The organism is Arthrobacter ginsengisoli (genome assembly GCF_031456935.1).
GTDB lineage: Bacteria > Actinomycetota > Actinomycetes > Actinomycetales > Micrococcaceae > Arthrobacter > Arthrobacter ginsengisoli.
Genome location: NZ_JAVDVQ010000003.1, coordinates 316,570 through 343,275, shown reverse-complemented (window position 1 = coordinate 343,275; position 26,706 = coordinate 316,570). Strand labels below are relative to the sequence as shown.

The window sequence follows — 26,706 nt, the reverse complement described above, 5'->3', positions numbered from 1 at the left end:
TCACTTACTGAGTCACATCCACGGGACAGAACGACCAATACCACTCTGCCAGCCAGTCCCAGACCAGCCACCACAATCCTCACAGTCACCTACGGCCCATCCCAAGGTGTGGAATGTGCCGTAGGTGACCCCGCGTTGTGGTTAGCGCTTTTCGGCTTCGATGGCTGCCTTGGCGGCGGGATCGGAGTCCTTGAGGAACTTCTCGATCCGCTCCGGCTCCTCGGCCTCGCCGATCGCCGCGGAGGCGCGCCCCAGCGAATACAGGGCGCGGAGGAAGCCGCGGTTGGGTTCGTGCTCCCAGGGAATCGGCCCGACACCGCGCCAGCCGTTGCGGCGCAGTGAATCCAGGCCGCGGTGGTAGCCAACGCGGGAGTAGGCGTAGGAGTCTATGGTCCGGCCCTCGGTCCACGCCTCCTCGGCCAGAACGGCCCAGAGCAGCGACGAGGTCGGGTGCTTTTCCACCAGGTCCAGGGCTTCCTGGCCGGCATCCAGCGCCGCGTAGACCTCGGTCTCGGCGGGCAGGAGTGTGGGCTCGGGACCCATCAGGTTCTTGCGGAACTCGTCCGACATGCCTAGAACGTCTTTCCGGTCGAGCCGAGCTGCTGGGCGGCCTCGACGACGCGGGCCGCGAGGCCGGCTTCGGCGGAGGCGCCCCAGACGCGGGGATCGTAGAGCTTCTTGTTGCCCACCTCGCCATCGACTTTCAGCACACCGTCGTAGTTGCGGAACATGTGGTCCACCACCGGACGGGTGTAGGCGTACTGGGTGTCGGTGTCGATGTTCATCTTGATCACACCGTAGGAGACAGCGTCGGCGATCTCCTTTTCGGAGGAGCCGGAGCCGCCGTGGAAGACCAGGTCGAACGGGTTGGCCTTGCCGATTTTGGCGCCGACCTGTTCCTGGATGTCCTTGAGGATTTCCGGGCGGAGCTTGACGCCGCCGGGCTTGTAGACGCCGTGGACGTTGCCGAAGGTCAGCGCGGTGATGTAGCGGCCGTTCTCGCCGGACCCGAGGGCGTCGATGGTGGCGAGGGCGTCCTCGACCGTGGTGTACAGCTTGTCATTGATGGCGTTCTCGACGCCGTCCTCCTCGCCGCCGACGGTGCCGATCTCGACCTCGAGGATCATCTTCGCGGCAGCGGTGCGCGCCAGCAGTTCCCGGGCGATGCGCAGGTTTTCCGTCAGGGTCTCGGCCGAACCGTCCCACATGTGCGAGCTGAAGAGCGGGTTGCGGCCGGCCTTGACCTCTGCCTCGGAGGCTGCCAGCAGCGGCAGGACGAAGCCCTCGAGCTTGTCCTTGGGGCAGTGGTCGGTGTGCAGGGCGATGTTGACGCCGTAGTTCTTCGCGACTTCGCGGGCGAACGCGGCGAAGCCGAGCGAGCCGGCAACCATGTCCTTGGTGGAGGCACCGGACCAGTATGCGGCGCCGCCGGTGGAGACCTGGACGATGCCGTCGGACTCGGCCTCGGCGAAGCCGCGGAGGGCGGCGTTGAGGGTCTGGGAGGAGGTGACGTTGACGGCGGGGAACGCGAATCCGCCCGTCTTAGCGCGGTCGATCATCTCGGAGTAGATCTCTGGGGTTGCAATGGGCATGCTGACTCCTAAAGTGAATTTCGTCTGCGGGCTGGGTTGACCCTGGAGTGAACCTCGTCGGCTAGGAACCATCCTAGCCATTACTGCGCCGGGCAGTGTTTCCGGTCACTCGGGACCTGTAATACTCGCCCCGGCCGGGGCCGGCGCCCCGCCACCCCATCGAGTGCGCACTTCGCGGCAGTGTTCCTCGAAAACACTGCCGCGAACTGTCAACTCGCGCGCCAGCCCCGGCTCACCAACGCGCTGCGGACCTTGCCGACGGCTGCCGGATGCTCGCCTGCGAGGTCCAGGCGGGACACCCGCACCTCAAGCCAGCCGGAGCGCGCCGCGGTATCGGCCCGCCGGATGTCGCGCAAATACTGGTCCATGCCGTTGTGGTGCGCCCCTTCGTACTGGATCGCGATCCGCCGCTGCGGGTAGGCGGCATCGGGCCATAGGACCGGAGACCCCGCGCCGCCCCAGGGATCATCACCGCGGATCACATGGTTCAGGACCGGTTCGGGCAGCCCGGCGCGGACGAGCGCCAGGCGCAGCCTCGTCTCGGGTGGCGAATCGGCGCCCACCCGGATGAGCTCGACGGCGGCCCGCGCCTTTCGCACGCCGCGGTTGCCCGCATGCCGTTCCACCATGGACCGCAACACGTCGATGCTGCACAAGGCGTCGCGGGGGACAGGAAACTCCGGCCCGTGTTCGCAGACCATGGAATCGCCGGCAATCACAAGTTCGTCGGTGTTGAGTACCGTAGCCAGATCGAGCCAGGTCCGGGCGGGCGAGGTGAGCCGGACGCCGTCGAGCTCCACCACTTCATCCGGGAGGAGCGCCAACTGGTGCCCCACAACGTTGACCCGTCGCGGCGTGCTGAACCCCCGGCGCCGGGCAAGGTGGATGCGCCAGTCCTCCTCCAGCCGGCCGGGCAGGGGCGCGTTCCAGAGGCGCGCCGCCGATCCGAGGCTGAGGGTGGCCTCGTCGTCGAGGTCGGTGTAAGCGCGCATGGCGGCGGCCCCGGCGGCGGCGGAATCCGCGGGGACCCGGATGCCCCGGGATACGGTCACGAGGTCCCTCGCCGCGGTGCGGGTGCGGGTGATGCCTGCCTTGTCCGCGGCCCGCAGCGAGAAGGATCCAGTTGTCAGGTGGAGCGGAAGCGGTACCCTGCGCATGGCCCATTGTGCCCGCTCCCACCAGGTCCCGGACGACTTATCCACAGCCCGGCGTCCCTCAGCGCACCGAGTTGGCACTTCGCGGCAGAGGCGGCGTGAAACATTGCCGCGAAATGCCAACTCGCGGGCTCCCGCGCCGTTAGCCGGGGAGCTGGTTGAACACGTGCCGGCGGATCCAGGCGTGCATCGCGATAGCCGCTGCCGAAGCGGCGTTGATCGAGCGGGTGGAGCCGAACTGCTCGATCGACAGGGTGTCCACCGCCGCTTCATGGACCTCCGGGGACAGCCCTGGGCCCTCCTGTCCGAACACCAGCACGCAGTCCTTTGGCAGTTCATAGGTTTCCAGCGGGACGGAGTCCGGGAAGATGTCGATGCCGATGATCGCCAGCCCTTCCCCCTGCGCCCAGCCCACGAAGTCCGCGACGGTCGGGTGGTAGCGGATGTGCTGGTAGCGGTCGGTGACCATGGCGCCCCGGCGGTTCCACCGGCGGCGCCCGATGATGTGCACTTCCTTGGCCAGGAACGCGTTGGCGCTGCGAACCACAGTGCCGATGTTCATGTCGTGCTGCCAGTTTTCGATCGCGATATGGAAGCTGTGGCGCTGGGAGTCCAGGTCAGCAACGATCGCCTCGTGCTTCCAGTAGCGGTACTTGTCCACCACGTTGCGGCGGTCCCCGTCCGCCAGCAGGTCCGGGTCCCAGTGAGTGCCCACCGGCAGTTCGCCCTCCCAGGGGCCGACGCCGACCTCCGGCTTGGGCTCCGCCGCCGCTTCTGCCTCGTGCGTTGACACAGGACGGGTTTCGCTGGGCATCTCGGGTTCAGTCACGACTCAACATTAGACTGGGACCGGCATCGGCACCTTATCGACGGAGACAGTATGGCGCAGCAGCAGGCAGACCACCGGGACAACCCGGACCACGTGCGCTCATCGAAATCGGTGTACCGCAGCGGCCAGGAGATCGAGTGCTGGCTGACCGACATGGACGGTGTCCTCGTCCACGAAAACCAGCCCATCCCGGGCGCCGCCGAACTCATCCAGCGCTGGGTGGACACCTCCAGGCGCTTCCTCGTCCTGACCAACAACTCCATCTTCACGCCGCGGGACCTCGCCGCACGGCTGAAGAGCTCGGGTCTCGAGATCCCTGAGGAGAATATCTGGACCTCCGCCCTGGCCACCGCCCAGTTCCTCAAGGACCAGGTCCAGGGCTCGGATTCGGGCAACCGCGCGTACACGATCGGTGAGGCGGGCCTCACGACGGCGCTGCACGAGGCCGGTTTTATCCTCACCGACCAGGACCCGGACTTCGTGGTGCTCGGCGAAACCCGAACCTACTCCTTTGAAGCCATTACCATGGCCATCCGGCTGATCCTGGGCGGAGCGCGTTTCATCGCCACCAACCCGGACGCCACCGGGCCTTCGAAGGACGGCCCGATGCCGGCCACCGGCGCAATCGCGGCCCTCATCACCAAGGCGACCGGTCGCGAGCCGTACATTGTGGGCAAACCAAACCCGATGATGTTCCGTTCGGCCATGAACCAGATCGACGCGCATTCGGAAACCACGGCCATGATCGGCGACCGGATGGACACCGACATCATCGCCGGCATGGAAGCGGGGCTGCACACGGTGCTGGTGCTCAGCGGCATCACCCATAAGGACGACATCGCCGCGTACCCTTTCCGGCCCAACCAGATCCTGAACTCCGTAGCCGACCTGAAGAATCAGATCTAGGACCCCGCCCTAGAAGGCGGTCTTCTTGCCTCCGCCGGAGGGCAGCGGGAAGAGTTCGTCTTGCAGTTCCTCGATGACCGGCCGGTAGACGAACGGGCTCCAGCCCGGGCTGGCGTGCGCCGGCCGGGCGCCGTCGGTCCGCAACGAGTCCGAGGCCATATTTTCCTTGAAGGTCAACGACCAGGAGTCCCGGGCGCCGTCGTAGTCCACGGTCCGGTCGCGTGGGTTGCCGATGAAGGCCATCCGCGTCCCGCCGAGCTTCCCCGCGAACCGGGTGGCGTCGAAGTGGTAGATGTAGGCGGACTCGGACTGGATCAGTACGCTGGAGGGCGCGATCGGCGAGAGCTGTTCCAGCGTCTGGTCCAGCACTTGCCCCCAGCTGCGCTCGTCCTTGTGCAGCATCCGCTCGCCGAGTTCGTAGCCGCCGCGCAACACCGTGGGGAATCGGAAGCCGCTCTCGTAAAGGAACACCACTCCCTCAAACCAGCTCTGGTCCAGCACGTCGTATTTGCTGTAGGGGCTGGAATCCAGCAGGATGAACGCCACCTCGATGCCATGCAGCTCCCGAAGCCGGGCGGCGACCTGGGTGGCCACCATTCCGCCGAAACTGTGGCCATAAAAGTAGAAGGTGTTCAGCTGATGGGCCCGCGCGTGCTCGACCACGGCGATCACCATTTGGTCGATGTCGAGGCCCACATTGGAGTATCCGACGGCGGCGAGCTGGCCGCGCTTGTTCAGCGCACCGCGGAGCGCGTTCAGGATCCAGAGGGTCTCTTCCCAGCTCGTCTTATAGCCAGGAAAGAGGAACCAACTGGCGTGGGGGAAATACATCTCGGCGGTCTGGTCCGGCACTGTGAGGATCTTGTGGACCCGACGCTCGGCCTGCACGCGCCGGGTCACCAGCATGTCGGCCGCCAGCACCGAGGCGGCACCGGCGCCAATCAGGAAACCCCGCCGGGAGAATCGCTGCAGTTCGGCGGCACGCCGAAGGACCCGGGCGTCGGCATCGCCGGCGCCGGCTACATCCTCAACTTCCGGCTCCGGGGGCATATCTCTACCGTAGCCACCGCCAAACGCTGATAAGAAACCACGCCGGATAACGGCTTAGCCACAGCCGGGAATTCGGGCTGTTCCCGCTGGGGGGCGCCCGGCGGTTTCGACGCCGACCCCGCGGCGGCCGATTTCAAGGCCGATTTCGTCATAGGTCGCCAGCAGCTGCGAGCGGGCCATATCCGCCGGGTCGTCCAGCAGCCCGAACACGGAGTCACTGGCAGCCAGCAGTTCGGCGTCGGAGTAAACCGTCAGCGGCCGGGTTCCTGAGGGGTCCATGGACGCCGCCAAAGCCGCCGACAGGTCGAGGGACGGCAGCGCGGCACCGGTTTGTTCCACAAAGGGGTTCAGCTCGAGCGAGACGCCGGCCGAGCCGGGCAAGGCGCCGGCCGTGTTGACGAGCGCTGCGGCGCCGTCGATCGCGTTGAGGTCGTTCCGGAGCCCTGCGAGCGCCGTCGATTCTATGAAGGACGCGTTGCCGAGGTTGACCCGAATGTGTGAGGTGATGCCCATCCGGCGGACACGCTGGAAAAGCTGCATCAGGCTGGGGCGGGAGTGCGGCGTGAGGCTCCCCCGGACATCGATCCGGACGACATCCGAGGCGATGTCGAGTTTGACTTGAGCGTTCAATGATTTGTCCATAGGTACTCCAAAAAAGGGTGTCTATGGCCGACGGCTCAACCGCATTCAGCGTATCGGGCGCCGCAGGAGCGCACAAGTCAGATGGCGCTCCCGGTTCAGCCGGCTTCTCGCCGTTCGGGTTCCTCGAAGTGCGTACGGGACGCGGCGCCGCCCACGGACTGGACCAGCGATGTGGCGATCTCGCGCAGCTTGACGTTGCCGTTGCTGGACGCGTCGGTGAGGATCCTGACCGCTGTCTCCTGGTTGCAGCGGTTCTGTGCCATCACAATCCCGACAGCCATGTCGATCACCGTGCGGGATTCGAGCGTGGCCCGGAGATTGCTGGCACTGTCGGCGTGCAGGGAAAAGCGGACGGCGAGACGCAGCGCCTGCGAAATCTGACGGGTGTAGCCGCGCGCGCGGGCGGCCACGTCGCCGTCGAACTTATGCGGCACATCCGAATACAGGTTCAGCGCCGCCTGCGCCTCACCCTGCAGGTGGAACGGGACGGAGAGCACCGAGCGAAGGCCGTGCGCAGCGACGGCGCTGGCATAGTCCGGTCCCCAGCGGTCCTCGTCGAACAGGTCCGGAACGTAGACTTCGCGCTCCTCCTGTGCCGCCGTCAGGCACGGGCCCTGCGAGAGCCGGTACTGGATTTCATCCACTTCGCGCGCCGAGTCACTGCTCCAGCCGATCGTCGCGGCCTTGCGGTCGCGCAGCAGGGTGATGCCGCACAGGGCGTCATCGCCGGCACCCGCCACCTGGTGGGCGGAGAACCGGGCGAGTTCATTGAGGAAATCCTCGAAATCGGCGCTGTCCAGGATGAGGTTCTGGATCCGGTCAAGGGTGCTGAGGGGTTCAGTACCGATGATTTCTTCGGGAAGGAGCATGGCGCGTGGTCTCCGGAGGGGTCAGGTGGATGTTCCAAAATGATAATTCACCCCCAACCGCCGGTCCACCCGTCCGCTGCGGGACGAACGGCCTAACTGAGGCCGAGCTCGTCCTTGCCGAACGCGAAGAGGTAGGGGACACCGGCCTCTGCTTCGATCTTTTCCTTGGCACCGGTGTCGCGGTCCACGATCACGGCGACGGCGACAACGTTGCCTCCGGCCTTGCGCACGCCCTCGACGGCGGTCAGCGCGGAGCCGCCGGTCGTGGACGTGTCCTCAAGCACCAGCACGTTGCGGCCCTCGACGGAGGGACCTTCCACCTGGCGGCCCATGCCATAGGACTTCTGGGCCTTGCGGACCACAAAGGCGTCCACTGCGCGTCCGGCGTCGACGGCGGTGTGCATCAGCGCTGTGCCGACAGGGTCGGCCCCCATGGTGAGTCCGCCCGCGCACTCGAAGTCGATTCCGGCGTCGTCCAGCAGCGAGAGCATGACCTGGCCGACCAGCCTGGACGCCTCGTGGTGCAGCGTGATCCGGCGCAGGTCGATGTAGTAGTCGGCCTCGGCGCCGCTGGAGAGGATGACCTTGCCGCGGACAACGGCCAGCTCCTTGATCAGTTCAAGCAGGCGGGCTCGGGCGGCAGCGGCGTCAGCTGCAGGGGCACTGTTGGCAGTCATGGGACCCAGTTTAGTGGCTGGCCGGTGCCGGATCCCCAGCCGGCCCCTTTGATGTCGGGCCAGCGGCCGGAGGCCCCGCGCGGACCGCGTAGTCGAGCTCGACCAACCCTGCGTCGTAGGTCTTTGCGCTCCGCAGGCTGAGCAGCGTCGGATCCTGGCCTGCAGGGAAGACGCCGCGCCCGGCGCCGAGCGCAATCGGCATCACAACGAGGCGCACGGCGTCCACCTCGCCGGCCGCGAAGAATGCCTCGCTCAAGGTCAGGCTGCCCCACAGCACAATGGTGCCCCCGACCTCGAGCTTGATCCGGCGGATCGCCTCGACCGCGTCGCCTGATTCAATGGCTGCCGCGGGCAGATCGCCCCACGGCGCGTTCTTGAGGCTGCGGGAAAACACGAAGCGGCGCAGGGCGTTCAGCGCGGGCGCAATGACTTCCCGTTCCGATGCGGGGGTGGGCCAGAAGTCAACGAACATGCGGTACGTGTTTGCCCCAAGCACCATGGCGTCCACGGTGTCGAGCCACGCCAGCTGGTTTCGGTCGAACTCTGTTGAGCCTCCTTCGAGCATCTCGTAGGCGGTGAATTCGTTGTTGGTGTTGGCCGCGAATCCGTCGGCGGTCACGAATTCCTGGACAACCAGTTGCCCCATGGTCTGCTCCTTGACTCTGCTACGAACGCTGCGGGGTGCGCCGGGCGAACGCGGGCGCGTGTTCGGGCCGCGGTCCGAAGGCGACGAAGCGGGGCAGCACCCTGCCTATGGCGGGGATGTGCCGGCCCACGGAGAGCAGGACAGCCGGTGCCCCGGACCTCTTTCCGGTCATGATCGGCCCGAACACCACCCGGTGCATCACCCGCTGCACGGCCTGGACGATGACCGTGGGCGTCTGCCGCCGTCGCTGGACCTTGGCCAGGTCCTCGCGCGAGACCCTGCCGCGGAGCAGCGCCGGCGCGAGGCAGTCCGCGGCGGCCACGGCGTCCTGGATGGCAAGGTTGATCCCCACGCCGCCGGCGGGCGACATGGCGTGCGCGGCGTCGCCGATGCAGAGCAGCCCGTTGATATGCCATTGGCGCAGCCGGTCCAGCCGCACGTCCAGCCAGTGCAGGTCCGCCAGGGAGGAAATGGCGTCCACTCGGTCGGCGAGGTCCGGGCGGAGCGCCGCTACCCGGCGCCGGAAGCCCTCGACGCCCTCTGATCGGATCCGCGCGTCCGTGCCTTTCGGCGCGAGGTAACCCATCTGGTAATAGTCGGTGCGGTTGAGCGACAGCAGGGCCTCGCCCCGGCCGAATGCGGGCACAATCCCCGCTATGGCGCCCTGCTCGGAGGCATGGCGTGGCAGCCGGAACCACCAGGTGTCGAACGGCACCTGATACTCCTTGGGCGCCAGCCCGGCCTCGCGGCGGAGGGTGGAATGGCGCCCGTCAGTGGCGACCACCAAGTCAGCGCGGACCTCGCCCTCGGTCCCGTCCGCGGTTTTGTAGCGGACGCCGGTCACCCGGCCGCCGTTGCGAACCAGCGTTGTTGCCTTGTGATTCATCCGCAGGGCGAATGACGGTTCCGCAGCGGCGGCGTCGGCCAGGAAGTTCAGGAAGTCCCACTGCGGCATCATGGCAATGTAGTTGTAGGGCGGCGGCAGCGAGTCGAAGTTGCCCATCGTTACCGGCGGCCCGCCCGGCACCGGGAAGGCGACGCTGCTCAGCCGGCTTTGTGGCAGCCTGCGGAATTCTTCCCCCAGGCCCAGCTCGTCGATCAGCCTGATTGTCGAGGCGTGGACGGTGTCGCCGCGGAAGTCCCGGAAGAAATCAGCGTGCTTTTCCAGCACCGTCACGGCCACGCCTGCCCGGGCCAGCAGCAGCCCCAGCATCATTCCGGCCGGCCCGCCACCGACCACCACGCATCCGGTCGTTTCCATGGCCATACGCTACGCCTGCGCACGGTGCCGCGGGAGGGGTTTTCGCGGCGGTTTCGGACCGGCGCGGCGGAGATCCGCGTAGCGTCAGTCCGAAAGCGCAGCGCCAGTCCGAAAGTCCGCGCTCAGGTCAGGCCCGCGCGTTCCCCGCAGCGCCAGCCGGACACAGTTGGGCCCGGTTGACACGGCTGGCTAGGCTTTGAGGCATGCGCGAACTCCAGGCGAAAATCATTGAAGAAATGGGCGTGCAGCCCGCAATCGACCCCGCCGGGGAGGTGCGCAAACGCGTCACGTTCCTCAAGGACTACCTCAAAGCGACCCACACCAGGGGCTTCGTCCTGGGCATATCGGGCGGGCTTGACTCCTCGCTCGCCGGCCGGCTGGCGCAGCTTGCCGTCGAAGAGCTGTCAGCCGAGGGGGTGGACGCAAACTTCGTCGCCGTCCGCCTGCCCTACGGCGTGCAGCACGACGAGCACGACGCCCAGGCTGCCCTGGACTTCATCCAGGCCAAGACCGAGTGGACGTTCAACATCTCCGCCGCAGTGGACGGCTTCGAGGACGAATTCGAGAAGACCGTGGGCAACGGGATTTCCGACTTCCACAAAGGCAACACCAAAGCCCGTACCCGCATGATCGCGCAGTACGCCCTCGCCGGCGAGCACAACTACCTGGTCATCGGAACGGACCACGGCGCGGAATCAGTCACCGGATTCTTTACCAAGTACGGCGACGGCGGCGCCGACATCCTGCCGCTGTTCGGACTGAACAAGCGCCAGAACCGTGCCCTGCTCGCCGAGCTCGGCGCCCCGGCCCGGGTCTGGGAAAAGGTCCCCACGGCCGACCTCCTTGACGGCCAGCCCGGCCGCACCGACGAGGATGAGCTGGGCCTGAGCTACGACACGATCGACGACTACCTCGAGGGCCGGGACATCCCTGTGGCCGCAGCCGAGCTGATCGAACAGAAATACCTCCGCACCCGGCACAAGCGCACCGTCCCTGTCACCATCTTCGACACCTGGTGGAAATAGCCTGACTGTCGATGACGCCGTCCGGGGGCACGTTGGCCCCCTCTGGACAGTCCCGGCGCCAACGCGTGGCATTTCCGTGTCAATGTGCCGCGGCCCCGCGGCCCCGCGTGCACTCCCTGCGGAACCAGCTACGGGATCAGGACGATCTTGCCCCGGACGTGGCCTGAGCGACTGATGCCCAGCGCCCGTGCCGCCTCGGTCAGTGGCAGGCGCTCCTGGATCGCGAAGCGGAGCCTGCCCTCGGCAGCCAGCCGGACAGCTTCCGCCACCCGCCCTTCCAGAAGCCTGACCGGGGCTATTCCAGCGGCGTTGGCCTCGTTTCCGGGTACCGTGGTCACCGCCTTGCCGTGTCCGCCAAGCAGTGCCACGGTGGCCGCCGTCGTTTCTTTCCCGCCGACTGTGTCCACGACCGCGGTTACGCCGCCCAGGGAGCGGACATGCTCCTCGAGCCCTTCGCCGTAGGCCACGGGTTCGACGCCGAGCCCGCGCAGAAAGTCATGGTTCTGCGCTGAGGCGGTGCCGATGACCCGGGCACCAAGATCCCGCGCGATCTGGACGCATGCCGAGCCGACGCCGCCCGCCGCACCGTGGACCAGGACCGCGTCCCCCGTCCCGACGCCCAGCTGGACGAGGACGGAATACGCCGCGCCGCCAGCTATCGCCATGCAGGCCGCCTGTTCAAAATCGACACCCGGCGGTTTGCGCGTCAGCTGGCCGGCCGGGACGTTGGCCACAGAGCGGTAGCCTCCCACGAGGCCGTTCCAGATAACGCCGTCTCCCACTCCGAAGTCAGTGACGCCGCTGCCGACGGCGGCCACCGTCCCGGCCGCTTCACAGCCGGGAACGGCGGGGAGCTGCAGCGGGAAGAAGGGTTCCAGGTAGCCGGCAACGAGCTTCCAGTCCACCGGATTGATCCCGATGGCACGGACGTCCAGCTGGACCTCGCCGTCCCCCGGCGGCGGCAGTTCCTCTTCGCCGGCTGTTACCACCTCCGGGCCGCCGAAATGGTCAAAGGACATCTTGATGCTGTTCATGAGCTGCGCTCCTCAGGCTCGGCGCGGTTGGCGCCCGCAGGCTGTCAGCGTCTCGCACCGGCGGGGCGTGCGCAAGGGCCTGCCACTGCTCAACATCATCGACGCAGCCTCAGCCGAACGGGGGCACTCGGGCGTGCTGCGGCACCCGCCGCGCGGCGGGTCAGGCGCCGCCTGGCGAACGGGTCAGCAGCGTCGAGATCCGGTGCGCTTCCTCCATCAGCAGTCGACCCAGCATCTGCTGCCGCTCCCCCTTGAAGCGCGGCTCAATTCCGGTCAGCGACAATGCCCAGGCCGGACGGCCGCGCTGGTCGAAGACTGCCGCCCCCATCCCCCAGCTGCCCTCCAGCACGAGTCCGGGATTGACCGAGTATCCGGCCTGGCGCGTCTCTGCCAGGCTTTCGCGGACCCGGGCCTCGGTGTGCGCGGCCGCGAAACGGCCGGCATGCGTGGCCCAGCCGGCCAGCAGTTCCTCCTGCTCGTCCTCCGGCAGGAACGCCATGATGGCGGTGCCCGCGGACGCGACCCCGAGCGGGAAGCGGACCCCCTCGTGCAGCACGAAGGACCGGACCGGGAAGCTGCCTTCCTCGCGGAGCAGGCACACCGTTTCGTCGCCGCGCCGGATGGAGAAAAACGCGCTTTCGCCGGTCTCCTCGGCGAGCCGGCGGAGGCTGGGCCGGGCGATGTCCTCGAGCGGAAAGCGGGCGGAGGCCACGGAGCCCATCAGCAGGATCTCCGGACCCAGCACCCAGTTACCCGTGACGGCGTCCTGGTCCAGCAGGCCCTCGGAGGCCAGCGAGGAAAGGAGCCGGTGCACGGTGGGGCGGGTAAGCCCGGACTCCCTGACGAGTTCCACGAGCGGGGACCCCTCCGGTTTCCGTCCGACAATGCGCAGCAGCGACGCGACGCGGCTGACGACTTGTGCGCCCTGGACCGGTAATGAAGACATCTTTTTCCTCGGACTTTGCGTTAGATCCACCCAAACTATCCATATTATGGACACTCATCAGCCTACCGTCCACACTGTAAAAACCGCACTGTTGAGGCCAAAATCATCCATTGACAGCCCTCATTTCGGCACCGTAGGCTCCAACAGCAGAGGAGCAGTCCACAAAGTGGACTGCGTCAAGAGCTCAATGAGGAGATCCGATGTCAAAGTTGAAATCCGGAGCGGCCGCTGCGCTGCAGGACGTCCTGCGGGACGGCATGACGCTTGCCGTCGGAGGCTTTGGCCTCAGCGGCATCCCGGCTGATCTGATCGAGGCCGTGCGCGATTCCGGCGTCAAGGACCTCACGGTGGTGTCCAACAACATGGGCGTCGACGGCAAGGGCCTCGGCGTGCTGATTGAAGCCGGCCAGGTCCGCAAGGTCATTGCGTCCTATGTGGGCGAGAACAAACTCTTCGCCGAGCAGTATCTTGCCGGCGAGCTGGAGGTGGAGTTCACCCCGCAGGGCACCCTCGCCGAACGCCTCCGCGCCGGCGGCGCGGGCATCCCGGCGTTCTACACCAAGACCGGCGTCGGGACCCTCGTCGCTGAGGGCAAGCCGCTCGCCGAATTCGACGGCGAGACGTTCGTCCTGGAACGCGCCATCAAGGCCGACGTCGCCCTGGTGCACGCCCACACCGCCGACACCGACGGCAACCTGATCTACCGCTACACCGCACAGAACTTCAACCCGGTCGTGGCGACGGCGGGCGCCGTGACGGTGGCCGAAGCCGAAGTGATCGTCGAACCCGGCCAGCTGGACCCCAACCACATCACCACGCCCGGGGTTTTCATTCAGCGCCTGGTCCAGGCCAGCGACCGGGTCAAGGACATCGAACAGCGCACGGTCCGCCCCCGCGCCGAAGCGGCCGAGCCCGCCGCACCCGTTCCGGCCTGAGCGCCGCCCCAACTTCTTCAGGAGAAATCACCATGGCTTGGACCCGGAATGAAATGGCCGCCATCGCGGCCGAGGAACTCAACGACGGCGACTACGTCAACCTTGGCATCGGCATCCCCACGCTGGTCGCCAACAACCTGCGCGAGGGCGTCCGCGTCGTCCTGCAGAGCGAGAACGGCCTGCTCGGCATGGGGCCGTTCCCCTACGAGGGCGAGGAGGACGCGGACCTCATCAACGCCGGCAAGCAGACCGTCACGGTCCTCCCCGGCGGCAGCATCTTCGACTCCGCAACCTCCTTCGGCATGATCCGCGGCGGGCACGTCAAGGTCGCCATCCTGGGCGCCATGCAGGTCTCCGGCAACGGCGACCTCGCCAACTGGACCATCCCCGGCAAAATGGTCAAAGGCATGGGCGGCGCCATGGACCTCGTCGCCGGCACCCCGCGCGTCGTGGTCCTCACCGAACACAACGCCAAGGACGGCACCGCCAAAATCGTCACGGAATGCACCCTGCCGCTGACCGGGCTGAGCTGTGTTGACCGCATCATCAGCGACCTCGCGGTGTTTGACCTGGTGAAGGTCGACCAAAAAACCGGCGGCGCCCGGCAGCTTACGCTGACCCGTCTTGCCCCCGGCGTCACCGTGGAGGAGCTCCGCGGGAAAACCGAAGCCCCCTTCGACGTCGCCCCGACCCTCGACACCACTCCCACCCTTGAAGGAGCCACGGCATGAGCCTGCGCGAACAGTTCGGTAAAGACGTCCTGCTGACCGGCTGGGGCCACAGCCGCTTCGGCAAACTCACGGACGAGACCCTGGAATCCCTGATCGTCCAGGTCGCCACGGAGGCGATCGGCAACGCCGGGATCGAGCCGGGCCAGATTGACGAAATCTACCTCGGCCAGTTCAACTCCGGCATGATGCCGCTGGCGTTCCCGTCCTCGCTGGCCCTGCAGGTCTCCGAGCAGCTGGCCAACGTCCCGTCCACCCGGGTCGAGAACGCCTGCGCCTCCGGGTCCGCCGCGTTCCAGCAGGGCACCAAGTCGCTGCTGGCCGGAACCGCAAGAAACGTCCTCGTGATCGGCGCCGAAAAGATGACACACGCGGGGGCCGACGTCGTGGGCGCGGCCCTGCTCGGCGCCGACTATGACATGGCCGGCAAGGCCTCCAGCACGGGCTTCACCGGGCTCTTTGCCGAGGTCGCCAAGCACTATGAGAAGCGCTACGGACCGGTGTCGGATGTCCTGGGCACCATCGCCGCGAAGAACCACCGCAACGGCGTGGACAACCCTTACGCCCAGCTCCGCAAGGACCTCGGCGAGGAGTTCTGCCGGACCGTCTCGGAGAAGAACCCGATGGTCGCCGACCCGCTGCGCCGCACCGACTGCTCCCCCGTGTCCGACGGCGCCGCCGCCGTCGTGCTGAGCGTCGCCCCGACCGGCGGTGCCACCGCCCCGGTGCGGCTCGCCGGCTTCGGCCAGGCGAACGATTTCTTCCCCGCCGAGCGCCGGGACCCCACGGCCTTCACTGCCACCCGCGCCTCCTGGCAGCGCGCGCTGGGGATGGCCGGCGTCGGGCTTGAGGAGCTGGACTTCGCGGAAGTACACGACTGCTTCACCATCGCCGAGCTGCTGATGTACGAGGCCATGGGGCTGACCGAACCTGGCCACGGGGCGCGCGCCCTGGAGGAAGGCTGGGTCTTCAAGGACGGCAAACTGCCTGTCAACGTCTCCGGCGGACTCAAGGCCAAGGGCCACCCGGTCGGCGCCACCGGCGTGTCCCAGCACGTCATCGCCGCGATGCAGCTCACCGGCACCGCCGGCGCCATGCAACTGCCCAACCCGCGCCGGGCCGCGGTGCAGAACATGGGCGGCGTCGGCATCGCCAACTACGTCAGCGTCCTCGAAGCCGTCTAGGCACACCAACGCGGGGTCAGACACATCCCATTATTAGTCCTTCGATGGACCGTAGCTGACCCCGCGTTGGCAGTGTGCCCCTGTCTTTGATGCCGCGGTTCCCATAGGATTTCAGAGGGCCAAAATGCATTCCCGGCGACCGCCGGACCACAAGGAGGTGGCGGATGCCCACAGGACCACCCAGTGCATCAAGCAAGTTTCGGGCGCCCGAGCCCGTCGGCCAGTGGGTTCACCGTTCGAGGCTGACGGAGATGCTCCAACCGGACCGGAAACGCCGGCTCGCGTTGATCCATGCCCCGGCCGGATTCGGCAAGTCAACCCTTGCCGCCCAATGGATGGAGATCCTCGCGGCCCAAGGCCTCGTCACCGTCTGGCTGTCCGTGGACCGGGATGACAACAACACCATCTGGTTCCTGTCACATCTGCTTCAGGCAATCCGCAAAGCCCGTCCCGGACTTGACGAGGAACTGCAGCAGTTGCTGGAGGAGCGGCCCGACGACGCTGAGCAATACGTGGTTCCCGCTCTCATCAACGCCATCGATGAGGGCGGCCAGGACATCGTCATAACCCTGGATGACTGGCACCTGGTCACGGAGCCTAGAACCAAGGCGGTCGTGGAACGGCTGCTGGAAGCCGGCGGCTCACATTTGTCCTTCATCATCACCAGCCGCAACCGATCGGGCCTGCCACTGGGCCGGCTGATGGTGCGGGATCAGCTAATCGAAGTGGACGCCGTCGCGCTGCGGTTCGATGAAAACGAGTCCCAGGACTTTCTGGTCGGCATCAACCGGCTCGATCTGGATGCGGGAGACGTGGCCAGCCTCCACCGGACGACGGAGGGCTGGATCGCTGCGCTGCAACTGGTCTCCCTGTCCCTCAGGGACCACCGCGGGGCCTCAGAACTGATTGAACGGCTCTCCGGCAGGCACGCGTCCATTGGGGAGTATCTCGCCGAAAACGTCCTCGACACCCTCAGCCCCGAAACACTGGATTTCCTCCTGATGACCTCGGTTCCGGAACGCCTCTGCGCGGGGCTGGCGTCCGCGCTCTCAGGGGTGGAACTGGGCCAGGCCATGCTGGAGAAGATCCAGGCACAGGATCTTTTCCTGCAACCGCTTGACGACGACGGTACGTGGTACCGCTATCACCACCTGTTTGAGGACTACCTGCGCCGCCGCCTGGAGCGCGACTACCCGGGCCGGATCAGGGAACTGAACCTGATCGCTGCCCGCTGGTATTCGGAAAACGGATTCCCCAGCGAGGCAGTGGACCATGCCCTCGCCGCCGGGGACGTTGAGCTCGCGGTGGAGATCGTCGAACTCCGCGCGATGTGGCTGGTGGAGCACTCGAGCATGTCGACCCTGCTGGCACTCGTCGGCAAGATCCCGGCCGATCATGCGGCCGGGCAGGCCCGGCTCCAGACGGCAATAGCCTGGGCCCATACATTGCTGAACCAATCCGGGGCGGCGCAGAGTGCCTTGGACCTGGCCGAAGCCGTGATGCCCGTGGATGCGACGCTGACCGAACACGACCGTTTTGAACTGGGCGTCGAAGGGCTCGTGGTTCAAAGCTGCATCGACATGTACGGCGACAGAGTAAATCACGTCAATGAACTGGACGAGAAGTGCTTCGCCCAGGCCGACCTGCTCAGGCCGTGGATCGTCTCGGTGGCAGCGAACGTGTCAACGTTCAAGAAGATCCACGACGGCGACTACAGTCTCGCTTTGGAACAACAGCGCTGGGCCTCGAAGTTCCACGGCCAGACTTCGGGCCCCTTCAGTGGCGTGTACGGACACTGTTTTGCCGGTCTTGCCGCCTACGCCCTGCTCGATCTGGACCGGGTGGACCAGCACTTCACCGCGGCCGTGGAACTCGGCCGGCGCAAGGCCGGCCGATACTCGCATGCGGCCCGGCTGGCGGGAGCGATGATGGGCCAACTCCTCTATGAACGCGGCGAACTCGATAGGGCCGAGAAGTTACTGGAGGAAACCCGCGAGCTGGGTTCCGAAGGCGGGGTGGTGGACTTCATGGTGTCCACGTACGCCACACTGGCAAGAATAAAGGCACTACGGGGAGACACTCCAAGGGCCCGGGAAATACTCGACGAAGGCGATCTGGTGGCCGACAGCCTCGGCTTGGACCGGCTCAAACTGGTCATGAATCTGGAACGCGTGCAATTGGGAATCGGCCCCCGGACCACCAACGAAGAACCCCGCGGTGACTCCCTGGGCGCGGCAGCGGACCAGGAAGCGGCGGACGCCATCGGACCGCGGCTGGAAGGACTGGCGGAAACCAAGCACCAGATCCGGCTGGCCACGCAGCTGCGGTCTACCCTGGCTGTCGCGGGCAACAGCCTATTTGGGCCCGAGGGCGGAGCTTAATGCCCGTATCCTGCTGGCGGCCGCGCTGGAGCGGGCGGGAAACTGTGAGGAAGCCGAAACGACGCTCTTGCCCGCCCTCGACACGTGCTCCCGCCTGGGCCTGGTCCGACCCGTGCTCGATGGCGGCGCAGGCTGCCTGGAGCTGGTGCGCGCCATCTCAGCCAGGCTGCGGCGCGAACCCGCCCCGGAGCAGGTCAGCCATGAGTTGCCGCGGTTCCTCAGTATCCTCACCCGGCTGGATTCCCAGGCCAAGACCAGCCGGGATTCCGGGTGGTCTGCAGAGCTGGTCCGTCCGGTGGCCGGCCCGGACACAACCTCCGCGTCGGAACCGGGTCTGTCGCAGCGCGAGCAGACGATCCTGCGTCTGGTCGATAAGGACAGGTCCAACCGCGAAATCGCCCAGGAGCTGCATCTGGGCATCAATACAGTCAAGTGGTACCTGAAGAGTCTGTTCAACACGCTCGGCGTCAGTGACCGTCGGGCCTGTGTCGTAGAAGCCCGGCGCCGGCACCTGCTCCCCCCGAAGTGACCACGGGGGGGTTACCCCAGGGTCTCCAGTCTGGCCAGCACGCCCTCCGGCGACGCGGCGCTGGGGAGCTCGCCCAGGTAGAAGTCCCCGGCAGGAAGTGCCACGTCCGGCTCGAGCCAGAACCGCGCAGGAATGTAGGCGCCAACCGCAGGGTCCCCCTGCAGACGCATCCGGTCGTCGTCGAGCTGCCCCAACGTCCAACGGTAGTTGCTAGCCAGATTGGTAATCGGAGTGTAGGCCTCCAGCGGAACGTGCACGCTGCGGGCGGCGCCGGCAGGCGTCCGGTTGTCCAGCAGGAGTCCCGCGATGGGCAGCCCAGCGAACGCCCGCAACCAGTCGCTGACATACATGGAGGCATTCTCCGCGTTGTCGGCGTCGAGGTCGCTGCTGTGCTCGGCGCCCGAGAAGTGGTGCGTACCGGTTAGCCAGACCATCGGCGACGGGATGCGCAGCACCACCGGCTGGCGGGCTGTCTTGGCGAACACGGTAACGAAGTCCAGAACTGCCAGGTTGAGGTCATCGTTTGCCAGCAATGTCCTCAGCGCGAAACCTGTCCTGGATCGAGCCGCCATCTCAGTTTCGAGTCCGGTGTTGCCGGCCGTTTGATGACCGTACAGCCGGTTCAGTTCCAAGAGCGCGACGTCCGGCCGGAGCAGCCCCTGTGCCTGGGCGAAGAAAGCCGCGTAAGCAGTGGGGTTGTCCCAGGGGACGGGCCCGCCGCGGAGAATCACGGACGCTGCGTACTCGTGGTGGTCGAACACCACAGCCTTCGGCCGTCCCGTCGGAGGGGAGGCAACAACGTTGGCGAGGGTGGTGGCGGTGGAAGTGGTCATGATGTCTTTCTCCAAACTTTGGCTGATAGCGGCCTTCAGCGCCGCACCGTCCTGGACGGGGAGGATGCGGCGCAGAAGGCTTCTTGAGGCGGGGCGTCCCAGGCCGGGACGTACCGTTACGGGCTAGGACTTACGGTGGACAACTTCCCCGTGCTTCAATTCGAGCTCCCGGATCCGGTCCTCCAGTGCGCTGATTTTGACTTCCCTGCGGTCCGGAAGCATGATCAGCGGCAGCTTGTCGATGGTCGCCTTGACCCGTTCCGGTCCGTTGTTGGTGAAGTGGGTGGCCGTGAGCTCCTCGGTATCGTCGCCCCAGGACCCGTAGTAGAGCAGGTCATTCGGGGGCTCCGCTTTCACGTAGCCCTCAAGGAACTCCTTGTACGGCTTGCCGCGGGCGATTCGCGCCCGCCGGGAGTCGCGGCGCAACTGGGTGGTTGCCTCCTGGTCCACCACAAAGGTTTCAGGATCCCAGACGACGCCGTAGATGCTGGTGGCAACCTTCGGTGAAATGCGGCCGAGCTCCAGATCCTTGGCCACCGCCTCCGGATCACGTTCCAGGACGTCGCCATACCCGCCGCCGGAGCCCTGGGCGATCATGTACATCTCGCCGTCCTTGGCGACATCGAACTGCAGGCCCATATGGGAAGTGGTGTATTTACCACCCTCATAGGGCTGCTCGTTCATGATCCGCTCCATGGACAAATCGAACTTGCTGGCATCCTTGCGGATCACGTCGTAGATGTTGATTCCCTTAACCATGGCCAGGGGTGTGGTGCTGCAGCCGTAGCCGCCGAACATTCCCGTGACCGAGGAGAATTTCGACCCCGAGGTAACGGTCATGAAGCCCCACATCGGTGTTCCTTCAGCAGCAACGATCATCTCGTAACCCATGCCGCCGCTGTTCTTGCCGAAGCCCTGGTTGTCGCGTACGATCCGTTTGCTGACAAGCTGCATAAAAGGAACTTCCTCTTCCATGACTTCCTGTTCAGCAGTGTCAGCCATTGCACAAAACAGTGGCGAGACGGCGTCTTCACCGTCGCGGAACGCCTTGGCGCCTCCGCCCATGCCATTGAGGTCTGCACACAGGTTTCCCACTTGGTCGCCGTGCTGGGTCAGGCCGCCCCACAGGAAGGTGTTGATCTGGTTGAACCAGGGAGCCAGGACATTGGAGAACTTCTCCGGGTTGGAGAACTGCATCTTGGCAAAGGCTGTCTGCAGGGCAGAGAATCCCCGGAATGAGGCCTGCAGCGATTGCCCCATCGGCGCATCGTAACCGGCGTCGGCCCATGTGTGCTCGTCCGAGATGATGTCGATGGGCGACATCGCCGAGGTACAGCGGGGCAGATCGGGCCACCAGAATGCCAGGATCGCCTGCATCATCATCGACTTGACCGAGCACAGTGGGGAGTTGATGGCCCTGTTGAGGATTTCAGGACCTGTGCCCCTCAGGTCAACGGTCATTTTGTCACCCTTGACAGTCACCTTGCAGGCGAATTTGATCAGGATGTTCTCTTTAAGCGTGGAGTCCATGAACTGGTTGAAGGACACCGTTCCGTCCGGCAGCTCGCTGATGCGGCGCTTGACTTCCTGCTCCACGTCTTCAACGGTGACGCGCAGGGCAGCGACGAAGGTCTCCACTCCGACTTCGTCGATGATGCTGTCGACGCGTTCCTGGATGCGCTGGACGGCACCGATCTTGACCTTGAGGTCGGCCAGCTGCAGCTTGGGGTCCCGAACCGAGTGCTGCAGGAACGTCAACAGGTCCCGGCGCAGGTCACCTTTCTCAACGATCTTGAACGGCGACATCCGGAGCCCGTCGTCGAACGGGGTCTCGGAGCCTGACGGCATTCCGCCCGGCTCGCAGGCCCCGTTTTCGCCTTCGTGAATGGTCGCAGCGACCCAGGCGATGATCTTTCCCTCGCGGAAGATCGGCATGATCATCGACTGGTCAGTGTTGTGGACGTTTCCATACCGGGCATCGTTGTGGATGAAACCATCGCCGGGGTTGATCCCCACCGTCGGCTCGTCCTTCCAGTACTTCATGATGTAGCGGATCGGGTGGTGCAGGATCGCCGAGAACGCGATCACGCCGTGGCAGGACAGGTAGGTGACGTCCCCTTCGGCGGTGTAGATCGCCGTCGTCAGGTCCCCCCATTTGGCTCCGGGAGCGGCACCCATGGCCTCGCACATTTCGTAGCCCTCATCCAGGGCGCCGGCGAGGCGCTTGCGGATGCGGTCCACCTTGATCGGGTCCACGCCCTTGGAGATGCACTCGTCCTCGTAGGCTGAGCGGGACGTGATCTGGTGGCTGCGCATGATGGCCGGGTCGGGGCCGAGGAAGAGGGTTGTTTCGTCCATAAACTGGTCCACCCACTGCTGCTCCTGGGCAGTCAGCGGCTGGGAAGCGTCGTCGGCTGTGTCTCCGGCTCTGCCGGTGGTGCTGTTTTCATTTGCTGTAAGCGTCATTGCTGTCGAGCTCCTTCAATGGGATTAGCTGGAAGGTCTGGATGTGGATCCGTGCGGCACGGGATCAGTCTTTGAGGAACCACACGGCTCCCTGGGATGTCGGTTCCAGGCGCCAGCCCGGTTCAACCAGATAGGTGGTGTTTTCCGTGGTGACGATGGCCGGTCCGTGGATGACGTGCTGGTGGTGGAGGGCCTCGGCGTCGTACACCGGGGTATCCACGGCTCCGTCGATCTTCACGAAGTGGACCTGCCGGGTGCCGACCGGGCTGGGCATGGTCCTGTCGTGTCCGGAGTCGATCGAATCGAACTTGACCACGTCCCCGTCCACGTAGGACGACACCCGCACGGTCTGGGCCCGGATGCCGGCCTCGGGAGCCTGGCTGCCGGCACCGTAGCGCTTCCCGTAGATATCCGAGAACGTCCGGATCAGGTGAAGCACGTCGGCGACGCCGTTCACACGGTTGATGTCGAAAACGACGGCCGTGGTCACCAACTGGTTGCCGTAGCGCATGTCCATTTCGAGGCTGTAGCGGATGTCGGCGCCGTTGTACCCCTGACGGATCAGGTCTTCCTTGCCCTTGGCTTCCAGGTCCTGGATGACGTTGTTCAACTCGTCGTAGCTCTGGTACAGGCTGCGGTCCGTGGGGTTGTACAGCACCACATGTGAGCCGCGCTCATGGATGTGGAGTGGTTTCATGTTGCCGGCGCCGCAGGCCGAGAATACCGAGGAAAAGGGCGGCGCGAGGATCCTGCGGATGCCGGCGTGATCTGCGATGCCGCAGGCGTGCAGGGGCCCGTTGCCGCCATAGGCCAGCATGGTGAAGTCTTCCGGGAGGTATCCCCGGACCCGCAGCTCCTTGGCCATTCCGATCGCCATCTGCTCGTCGACCGCATTCTTGATGATCTTGGCGACCTGGATGGTGTCCATATTCAGGTCGTCAGCGAGATCCTCGTCGATTGCGTAGACGGAGCGCTTCTTGTTCAGCTTGATGTAGCCGTTGGCGTAGTTTTCCGGATCCAGGTATCCCAGGACCAGGTCGGCGTCCGTGACCGTAGGGCGGAGGCCGCCGCGGTCGTAGCAGGCGGGACCCGGATCTGAGCCTGCTGATTCCGGCCCGATCTGTACCGCATGGTGGATGCGGTCATAACTGGCAATCGAACCGCCTCCCGCACCCAGCGTCAACAGGTGGATCATAGGTACCGATACCAGCCAGCGGCCGATGGTCGGCTGGAAGTCGTAGTGCTTGACTCCCCCTTCCGGGACCAGGCCGATATCGAAGGACGTGCCGCCCATGTCCGTCGAAATCACGTTTCCCAACCCGGTGCTGTCGGCCAGGTGCTGGGCAGCGCCCACGCCGGCGATGGGTCCGGAGTGGATGGTCTGCAGGGCATCCGTCGAGTTGGACTGCGCCATTCCGCCCGAGTTGTGAATCACCAGCATGGGTTTGTCGTAACCGGAGGAACGCAGGTTGTTGGACAGCTGCCCCAGCGCGTGGAACATGATCTCGTGCAGGAACGCGTCGACGATCGTCGACGTCGCACGGACGTACTCGCCTTTTCGGCCCGACACCTGGCTTCCCAACAGGACCGGGATGGCCCCGAGCTCGTGGGCCGGGTACTCATCCAGGATGATCTCCAGGATCTGCTGCTCATGGACCGGGTTCTCGGTCGAGTTGACCAGGGAGACCACGATCGCTTCCGCCCCGGCGTCAACGAGTTCGCGCACCTGGGTGCGGACATCGTCTTCCATCAGCGAAACGACCACCTTGCCGGCAGAGTTGATTCGCTCCTTCACCGACCGGATCAGGGCGCGGGGCACGAGCGGATCCGGGCGGGTGGCGTCAGGCATGTTCTGCTGTTTGGAAGGGTCCAGTCCTTCGCCGTAGCCGCGGCCGCGGGAGAGCGGGATAGTGTCCTCGAAGCCGTGGGTGACCAGCGCCCCAACACGTGGGCCTTTGCCTTCGATCAGGGCGTTGGTGCCGAGGGTGGTGGCATAGCGGACGGAATCGACTTCCTTCAGCACGAGGTCCCGGTCCAGTCCGGCACGTGAGCAGGCGAGGTCGAGTGCTTCGTTGAAGCCTTGGGCCAGATTGTGGTGCGTTGTGAGCGCCTTTGCTTCAACGTACTGGTCTTCCCAGGCAAAAAAACAGTCGGTAAATGTGCCGCCGATGTCGACGGAAATTCGTTTCATGACCAGTGGTCTCCTTTATTCCAAGTACTAGCTGAACGAATGGGGGGAATGGTTGTGGGTGTTGTAGGAGCCGAGCGCCGGGGTGAAATCGGCAACCGCCTCTTCGCCTGGTCCATAGTTGATGACGACCTCAGGCCTGGTGCCCCGCTTGAGCCATGTTTCGCGTAGCGAGTCGATATCCCACAGCATGTCCACCGTGGGCGGGTGTCCCGGGGGTACGTACTCCGTTTCCAGCTGCGTTCCGCATCCCGGGCAGTAGAACTCGAGAATCCGGCAGAAGGTGGGGTCCGGAGCGAACGTGAATTCGTACTTCTCCGGGTCCAGGATGGACTGGTGGATTTCCGTGGGGTCCCGGTCGTAGACCAGCGTCCCCTCCTTGTAATTGCCTTTTGCATCGCCGAGGTCGTGGTTGCATACCTTGCAGTTCCATCGCTCGGTGTCGAGATCGATGATCAGATATTCCGTCATTGGAATTCGCATAACGTGTCTCACCTGTTCTTGCTGATGGGTATGTGGGGTCACTTCTGGATGGTGTCTGTGAGCATGAGGTCACCGGAGACCGTCACATCGAAGACCCAGCCATGCGGCACACGGGCCGTGAAGTAGGGGCCTTCTACGATCGCGGGGCCCGCCGCCGAAGCCCCGGCCGTTTGGTTGCCCAGCTCAAAGACTTGAACCTCGTCCACCTTGTCCACGGCGGAGCGGACCTTACGGGTGGAAGCGGCGACGGCGGGCGTCTTCACCACTGATTCGGTCCGCCTGATCGATGCGTGCGGCAGTTCGTACCGGGCCGTCAGGGTCAGCATGGTGTTGTGGTCGCTGGTGCCGGGCTGCGGGTCGGAAGCCAGGTAAGGCAGTTCGGAAACCAGTTGCCCTTCGGCGTCTTCCAGCAACACGTTCCATTCGAGCCGGCATTCGTCAATATCGTGGCCCTCCTGGAACATGTCCCTTGTGGCCCGGGACAGCAGCATCGCCTTGGTTGCACCGAAGTTCTGCGCGTCCATTCCCGCGACACTCGCCTCGTAGGTCTGCGCAATGTCGGAAAAGCCGATTCCGAAGGCTGAGAAGACCGCGGCCATCTTCGGCACCAGGACGCGGCGGACACCGGCTATCCGAGCGGCACCACAGGCGCTCATCGGTCCGGCACCTCCGAACGCAGCAACTGTGGTGGCGTCCGCAGCCTCGACGTCGGCAGCGAAGGACTGCGACATGCGTGCGAAGTATGCGGCCTCCATCCGGATCAGAGCGTCATTCAGGGTGATCCCCAAAGGTTCCGCGATGACTTCGGTGATGACGGCCCGGGAACGTTCGGCGTCAAGACTGAAACCACCATCGAGGTAGGTGTCCGGATCGAGCACCCCGAGAAGCAGATTTACATCCGTGATCGTGGCCTGCTTGCCCCCAAAGCCAAAACAAGCGGGACCCGGTGCGGCTCCGACGCTCTCGGGGCCGACGGTAATGACGCCGCCGCGGACGGCGATGACGGAACTGCCTCCCACCCCGCTGGAGTGGACGTTGCTCATCTCGAATGACACCGGAACCCCCTGGATCGAGCCCCTGCGATCCGTAGATATAGTCGAGTTCTTTACCGAGCCGACGTCCGTGGTAGTACCGCCGACGTCGATCATGAGAACGTGCGCGAGTCCATAGGCCTCCGAGAGGGCTTTGGTTCCTTCCAGTCCACCGCGGGGACCGGAAGAGTAGGTCTTCAACGCGACTGCCTTGGCCACCCGGGACGAAGCACCGTCATTGCGGTAGATGAGGAGCGGGTTCTTGACCTTGTGGTCCCGCAGCCGGTGCTCGGTGCTGTAAAGAAACCGCTCCATGGTCGGATGCAGGAAGGAGTTGATGATGCCGGACCACACCCGGCGGGCCTGGATGGTGTCGGGCGTGAATTCCCACGAAAACAACATCGGGACCGAACCCAGCAGATGGCGGGGAAACTTCCGAAGCAAAACGCCTTTGACGACCTTCTCCTTGTTGCGGTCCGCCATGGCGATGACGAGCCGTGCGGCGCCGTCGGTCGTCAGCCGGTTGACGTGCTTCACAATTTCCTGGGCGAGCTCCTCCACGTCCCGTTCAGCGTTGATGACAGCCACCCGGGTGCCGACGAGGTCTTCAAACAGCTCAGCAGCTGCGCCGCCATTGCGGAGCTCGCCGGCCAGCGACGGGCTGTCTGTCAGAATTCCAATCCGGGGACCCTTGCGCTCCACGAGGGCGTTGGTTCCCTGGGTGGTGGAGTACCGGATGTGACGGGTTGAGTGCAAAAGCCCGGGAAGATCCTCTTCGCCGAAGATTTCCTTGGACGCTTTGGCCATGCCGTCGAAGAGACACTGGGAGAGGTCAAAGGGCGTCGTGAGAGTCTTCGTGAATGAAAAATTCTCACCGTCCCAGACACAAATATCGGTCAGTGTCCCACCGTTGTCTATGTTAATGAGCCGTTCCATTGATACTCCTTTGTATGTTGAGGCGCAGTGACACCAGCGGCGGATTCCTCAACTTGCGACTGTGATCCAAGCCACATTGAGGACTGGTCCCAGTGTGGCTCAGCAGCCGGAGTGGCCCGCAACCACCCGGTCGGGTGGACTTTTCGGGGCGTGATTGACTACCCGGGTGGCTGGCGGGGTGGCTGGCGGAAGTCCACGACACTGTCCCCCGCGCCTGCTATGCGACGCCCGACGGAGCCTACGCGGACGGGCAGCGTGAGGAAATGCTCAGGAGGCGACACGCCCCGGTCCCCATGGGCCATATAGGCACCGCCTGGGACGTGGCGAAGCCGCTGTCTTCCTGGCCAGCGACGAGTCCGCGTACGCCACGGACATCGAGTT

General features: G+C 65.3%; 24 protein-coding genes. 7 read left to right on the top strand and 17 right to left on the bottom strand.

Annotated elements, in window-relative coordinates; translation table 11 throughout:
* Nucleotides 1-141: 141 nt before the first annotated feature.
* From J2X01_RS05835 to J2X01_RS05820, 4 genes are all read right to left on the bottom strand, one after another.
* Entirely contained in the window at nt 142-570 is a 429-nt protein-coding gene (locus J2X01_RS05835; RefSeq protein WP_310051646.1) for a DUF3151 domain-containing protein, read from the bottom strand.
* A gap of 2 nt (nt 571-572) precedes the next feature.
* Nucleotides 573-1,592: a class II fructose-bisphosphate aldolase gene (fbaA, locus tag J2X01_RS05830; RefSeq protein ID WP_310051645.1), complete on the bottom strand. Its 1,020-nt coding sequence runs from the start codon at nt 1,590-1,592 to the stop codon at nt 573-575.
* A gap of 209 nt (nt 1,593-1,801) precedes the next feature.
* Nucleotides 1,802-2,794, bottom strand: coding sequence for a putative endonuclease domain-containing protein (locus J2X01_RS05825; protein WP_310051642.1), 993 nt, complete (start codon nt 2,792-2,794; stop codon nt 1,802-1,804).
* A gap of 94 nt (nt 2,795-2,888) precedes the next feature.
* A complete protein-coding gene (locus J2X01_RS05820) occupies nt 2,889-3,560 on the bottom strand; it encodes a TrmH family RNA methyltransferase (protein ID WP_310051701.1) in 672 nt (223 codons plus the stop codon).
* A gap of 66 nt (nt 3,561-3,626) precedes the next feature.
* On the opposite strand from J2X01_RS05820, the gene J2X01_RS05815 reads away from it, so the two are divergent.
* The gene (locus J2X01_RS05815; RefSeq protein WP_310051639.1) at nt 3,627-4,481 is read left to right on the top strand and encodes an HAD-IIA family hydrolase; all 855 of its coding nucleotides are present in this window, start codon (nt 3,627-3,629) and stop codon (nt 4,479-4,481) included.
* Nucleotides 4,482-4,490: 9 nt separating this feature from the next.
* On the opposite strand, the gene J2X01_RS05810 is transcribed toward J2X01_RS05815, so the two are convergent.
* The 6 genes from J2X01_RS05810 to J2X01_RS05785 all read right to left on the bottom strand — a co-directional run bounded on the left by J2X01_RS05810 (nt 4,491) and on the right by J2X01_RS05785 (nt 9,626).
* Complete coding sequence (locus J2X01_RS05810) at nt 4,491-5,531, bottom strand: thioesterase domain-containing protein (protein ID WP_310051637.1); 1,041 nt, start codon at nt 5,529-5,531, stop codon at nt 4,491-4,493.
* Between the two features lie 54 nt (nt 5,532-5,585).
* Complete coding sequence (locus tag J2X01_RS05805; protein ID WP_310051634.1) at nt 5,586-6,173, bottom strand: hypothetical protein; 588 nt, start codon at nt 6,171-6,173, stop codon at nt 5,586-5,588.
* Nucleotides 6,174-6,268: 95 nt separating this feature from the next.
* Entirely contained in the window at nt 6,269-7,042 is a 774-nt protein-coding gene (locus tag J2X01_RS05800) for a GAF and ANTAR domain-containing protein (RefSeq protein ID WP_310051631.1), read from the bottom strand.
* Between the two features lie 92 nt (nt 7,043-7,134).
* Nucleotides 7,135-7,719 carry an orotate phosphoribosyltransferase gene (gene pyrE, locus J2X01_RS05795; protein WP_310051628.1) on the bottom strand — a complete coding sequence of 195 codons (585 nt, stop codon included), beginning with the start codon at nt 7,717-7,719 and terminating at the stop codon, nt 7,135-7,137.
* Between the two features lie 10 nt (nt 7,720-7,729).
* Nucleotides 7,730-8,365: a dihydrofolate reductase family protein gene (locus J2X01_RS05790; protein WP_310051626.1), complete on the bottom strand. Its 636-nt coding sequence runs from the start codon at nt 8,363-8,365 to the stop codon at nt 7,730-7,732.
* Between the two features lie 19 nt (nt 8,366-8,384).
* Nucleotides 8,385-9,626: an FAD-dependent oxidoreductase gene (locus tag J2X01_RS05785; protein WP_310051624.1), complete on the bottom strand. Its 1,242-nt coding sequence runs from the start codon at nt 9,624-9,626 to the stop codon at nt 8,385-8,387.
* 203 nt (nt 9,627-9,829) lie between these two features.
* Between J2X01_RS05785 and nadE the strand changes: the two genes are divergently transcribed.
* Nucleotides 9,830-10,651 (top strand): NAD(+) synthase, encoded by an 822-nt coding sequence (gene nadE / locus J2X01_RS05780; protein ID WP_310051622.1) that lies wholly within the window; start codon nt 9,830-9,832, stop codon nt 10,649-10,651.
* A gap of 128 nt (nt 10,652-10,779) precedes the next feature.
* Here nadE and J2X01_RS05775 read toward each other — a convergent pair whose 3' ends face one another.
* Nucleotides 10,780-11,685, bottom strand: a complete 906-nt coding sequence (locus J2X01_RS05775; RefSeq protein ID WP_310051620.1) for an NADP-dependent oxidoreductase — start codon at nt 11,683-11,685, stop codon at nt 10,780-10,782.
* 160 nt (nt 11,686-11,845) lie between these two features.
* Nucleotides 11,846-12,631, bottom strand: a complete 786-nt coding sequence (locus tag J2X01_RS05770; protein WP_310051617.1) for an IclR family transcriptional regulator — start codon at nt 12,629-12,631, stop codon at nt 11,846-11,848.
* 200 nt (nt 12,632-12,831) lie between these two features.
* Here J2X01_RS05770 and J2X01_RS05765 point away from each other — a divergent pair, with 200 nt between their 5' ends.
* The 5 genes from J2X01_RS05765 to J2X01_RS05745 all read left to right on the top strand — a co-directional run bounded on the left by J2X01_RS05765 (nt 12,832) and on the right by J2X01_RS05745 (nt 18,388).
* The gene (locus J2X01_RS05765) at nt 12,832-13,566 is read left to right on the top strand and encodes a CoA transferase subunit A (RefSeq protein WP_310051615.1); all 735 of its coding nucleotides are present in this window, start codon (nt 12,832-12,834) and stop codon (nt 13,564-13,566) included.
* Between the two features lie 32 nt (nt 13,567-13,598).
* The gene (locus J2X01_RS05760; RefSeq protein WP_310051613.1) at nt 13,599-14,297 is read left to right on the top strand and encodes a CoA transferase subunit B; all 699 of its coding nucleotides are present in this window, start codon (nt 13,599-13,601) and stop codon (nt 14,295-14,297) included.
* The gene (locus tag J2X01_RS05755) at nt 14,294-15,478 is read left to right on the top strand and encodes an acetyl-CoA acetyltransferase (protein WP_310051611.1); all 1,185 of its coding nucleotides are present in this window, start codon (nt 14,294-14,296) and stop codon (nt 15,476-15,478) included. The genes J2X01_RS05760 and J2X01_RS05755 overlap by 4 nt, the downstream gene beginning before the upstream one ends.
* Before the next feature lie 251 nt (nt 15,479-15,729).
* On the top strand, nt 15,730-17,859 hold the full coding sequence (locus J2X01_RS05750) for a winged helix-turn-helix domain-containing protein (protein ID WP_374724936.1): 2,130 nt from the start codon (nt 15,730-15,732) through the stop codon (nt 17,857-17,859).
* The gene (locus tag J2X01_RS05745; protein ID WP_310051608.1) at nt 17,837-18,388 is read left to right on the top strand and encodes a helix-turn-helix transcriptional regulator; all 552 of its coding nucleotides are present in this window, start codon (nt 17,837-17,839) and stop codon (nt 18,386-18,388) included. The genes J2X01_RS05750 and J2X01_RS05745 overlap by 23 nt, the downstream gene beginning before the upstream one ends.
* An 11-nt stretch (nt 18,389-18,399) precedes the next feature.
* On the opposite strand, the gene J2X01_RS05740 is transcribed toward J2X01_RS05745, so the two are convergent.
* The 5 genes from J2X01_RS05740 to J2X01_RS05720 form a co-directional block, all read right to left on the bottom strand.
* Nucleotides 18,400-19,221: a hypothetical protein gene (locus J2X01_RS05740; RefSeq protein WP_310051606.1), complete on the bottom strand. Its 822-nt coding sequence runs from the start codon at nt 19,219-19,221 to the stop codon at nt 18,400-18,402.
* A gap of 123 nt (nt 19,222-19,344) precedes the next feature.
* Nucleotides 19,345-21,687: a hydantoinase B/oxoprolinase family protein gene (locus tag J2X01_RS05735; protein WP_310051604.1), complete on the bottom strand. Its 2,343-nt coding sequence runs from the start codon at nt 21,685-21,687 to the stop codon at nt 19,345-19,347.
* A gap of 64 nt (nt 21,688-21,751) precedes the next feature.
* Entirely contained in the window at nt 21,752-23,878 is a 2,127-nt protein-coding gene (locus J2X01_RS05730) for a hydantoinase/oxoprolinase family protein (protein WP_310051602.1), read from the bottom strand.
* Between the two features lie 27 nt (nt 23,879-23,905).
* The gene (locus tag J2X01_RS05725; RefSeq protein WP_310051600.1) at nt 23,906-24,346 is read right to left on the bottom strand and encodes an acetone carboxylase subunit gamma; all 441 of its coding nucleotides are present in this window, start codon (nt 24,344-24,346) and stop codon (nt 23,906-23,908) included.
* 50 nt (nt 24,347-24,396) lie between these two features.
* The gene (locus J2X01_RS05720; protein WP_310051598.1) at nt 24,397-26,325 is read right to left on the bottom strand and encodes a hydantoinase/oxoprolinase family protein; all 1,929 of its coding nucleotides are present in this window, start codon (nt 26,323-26,325) and stop codon (nt 24,397-24,399) included.
* Nucleotides 26,326-26,706: the final 381 nt, after the last annotated feature.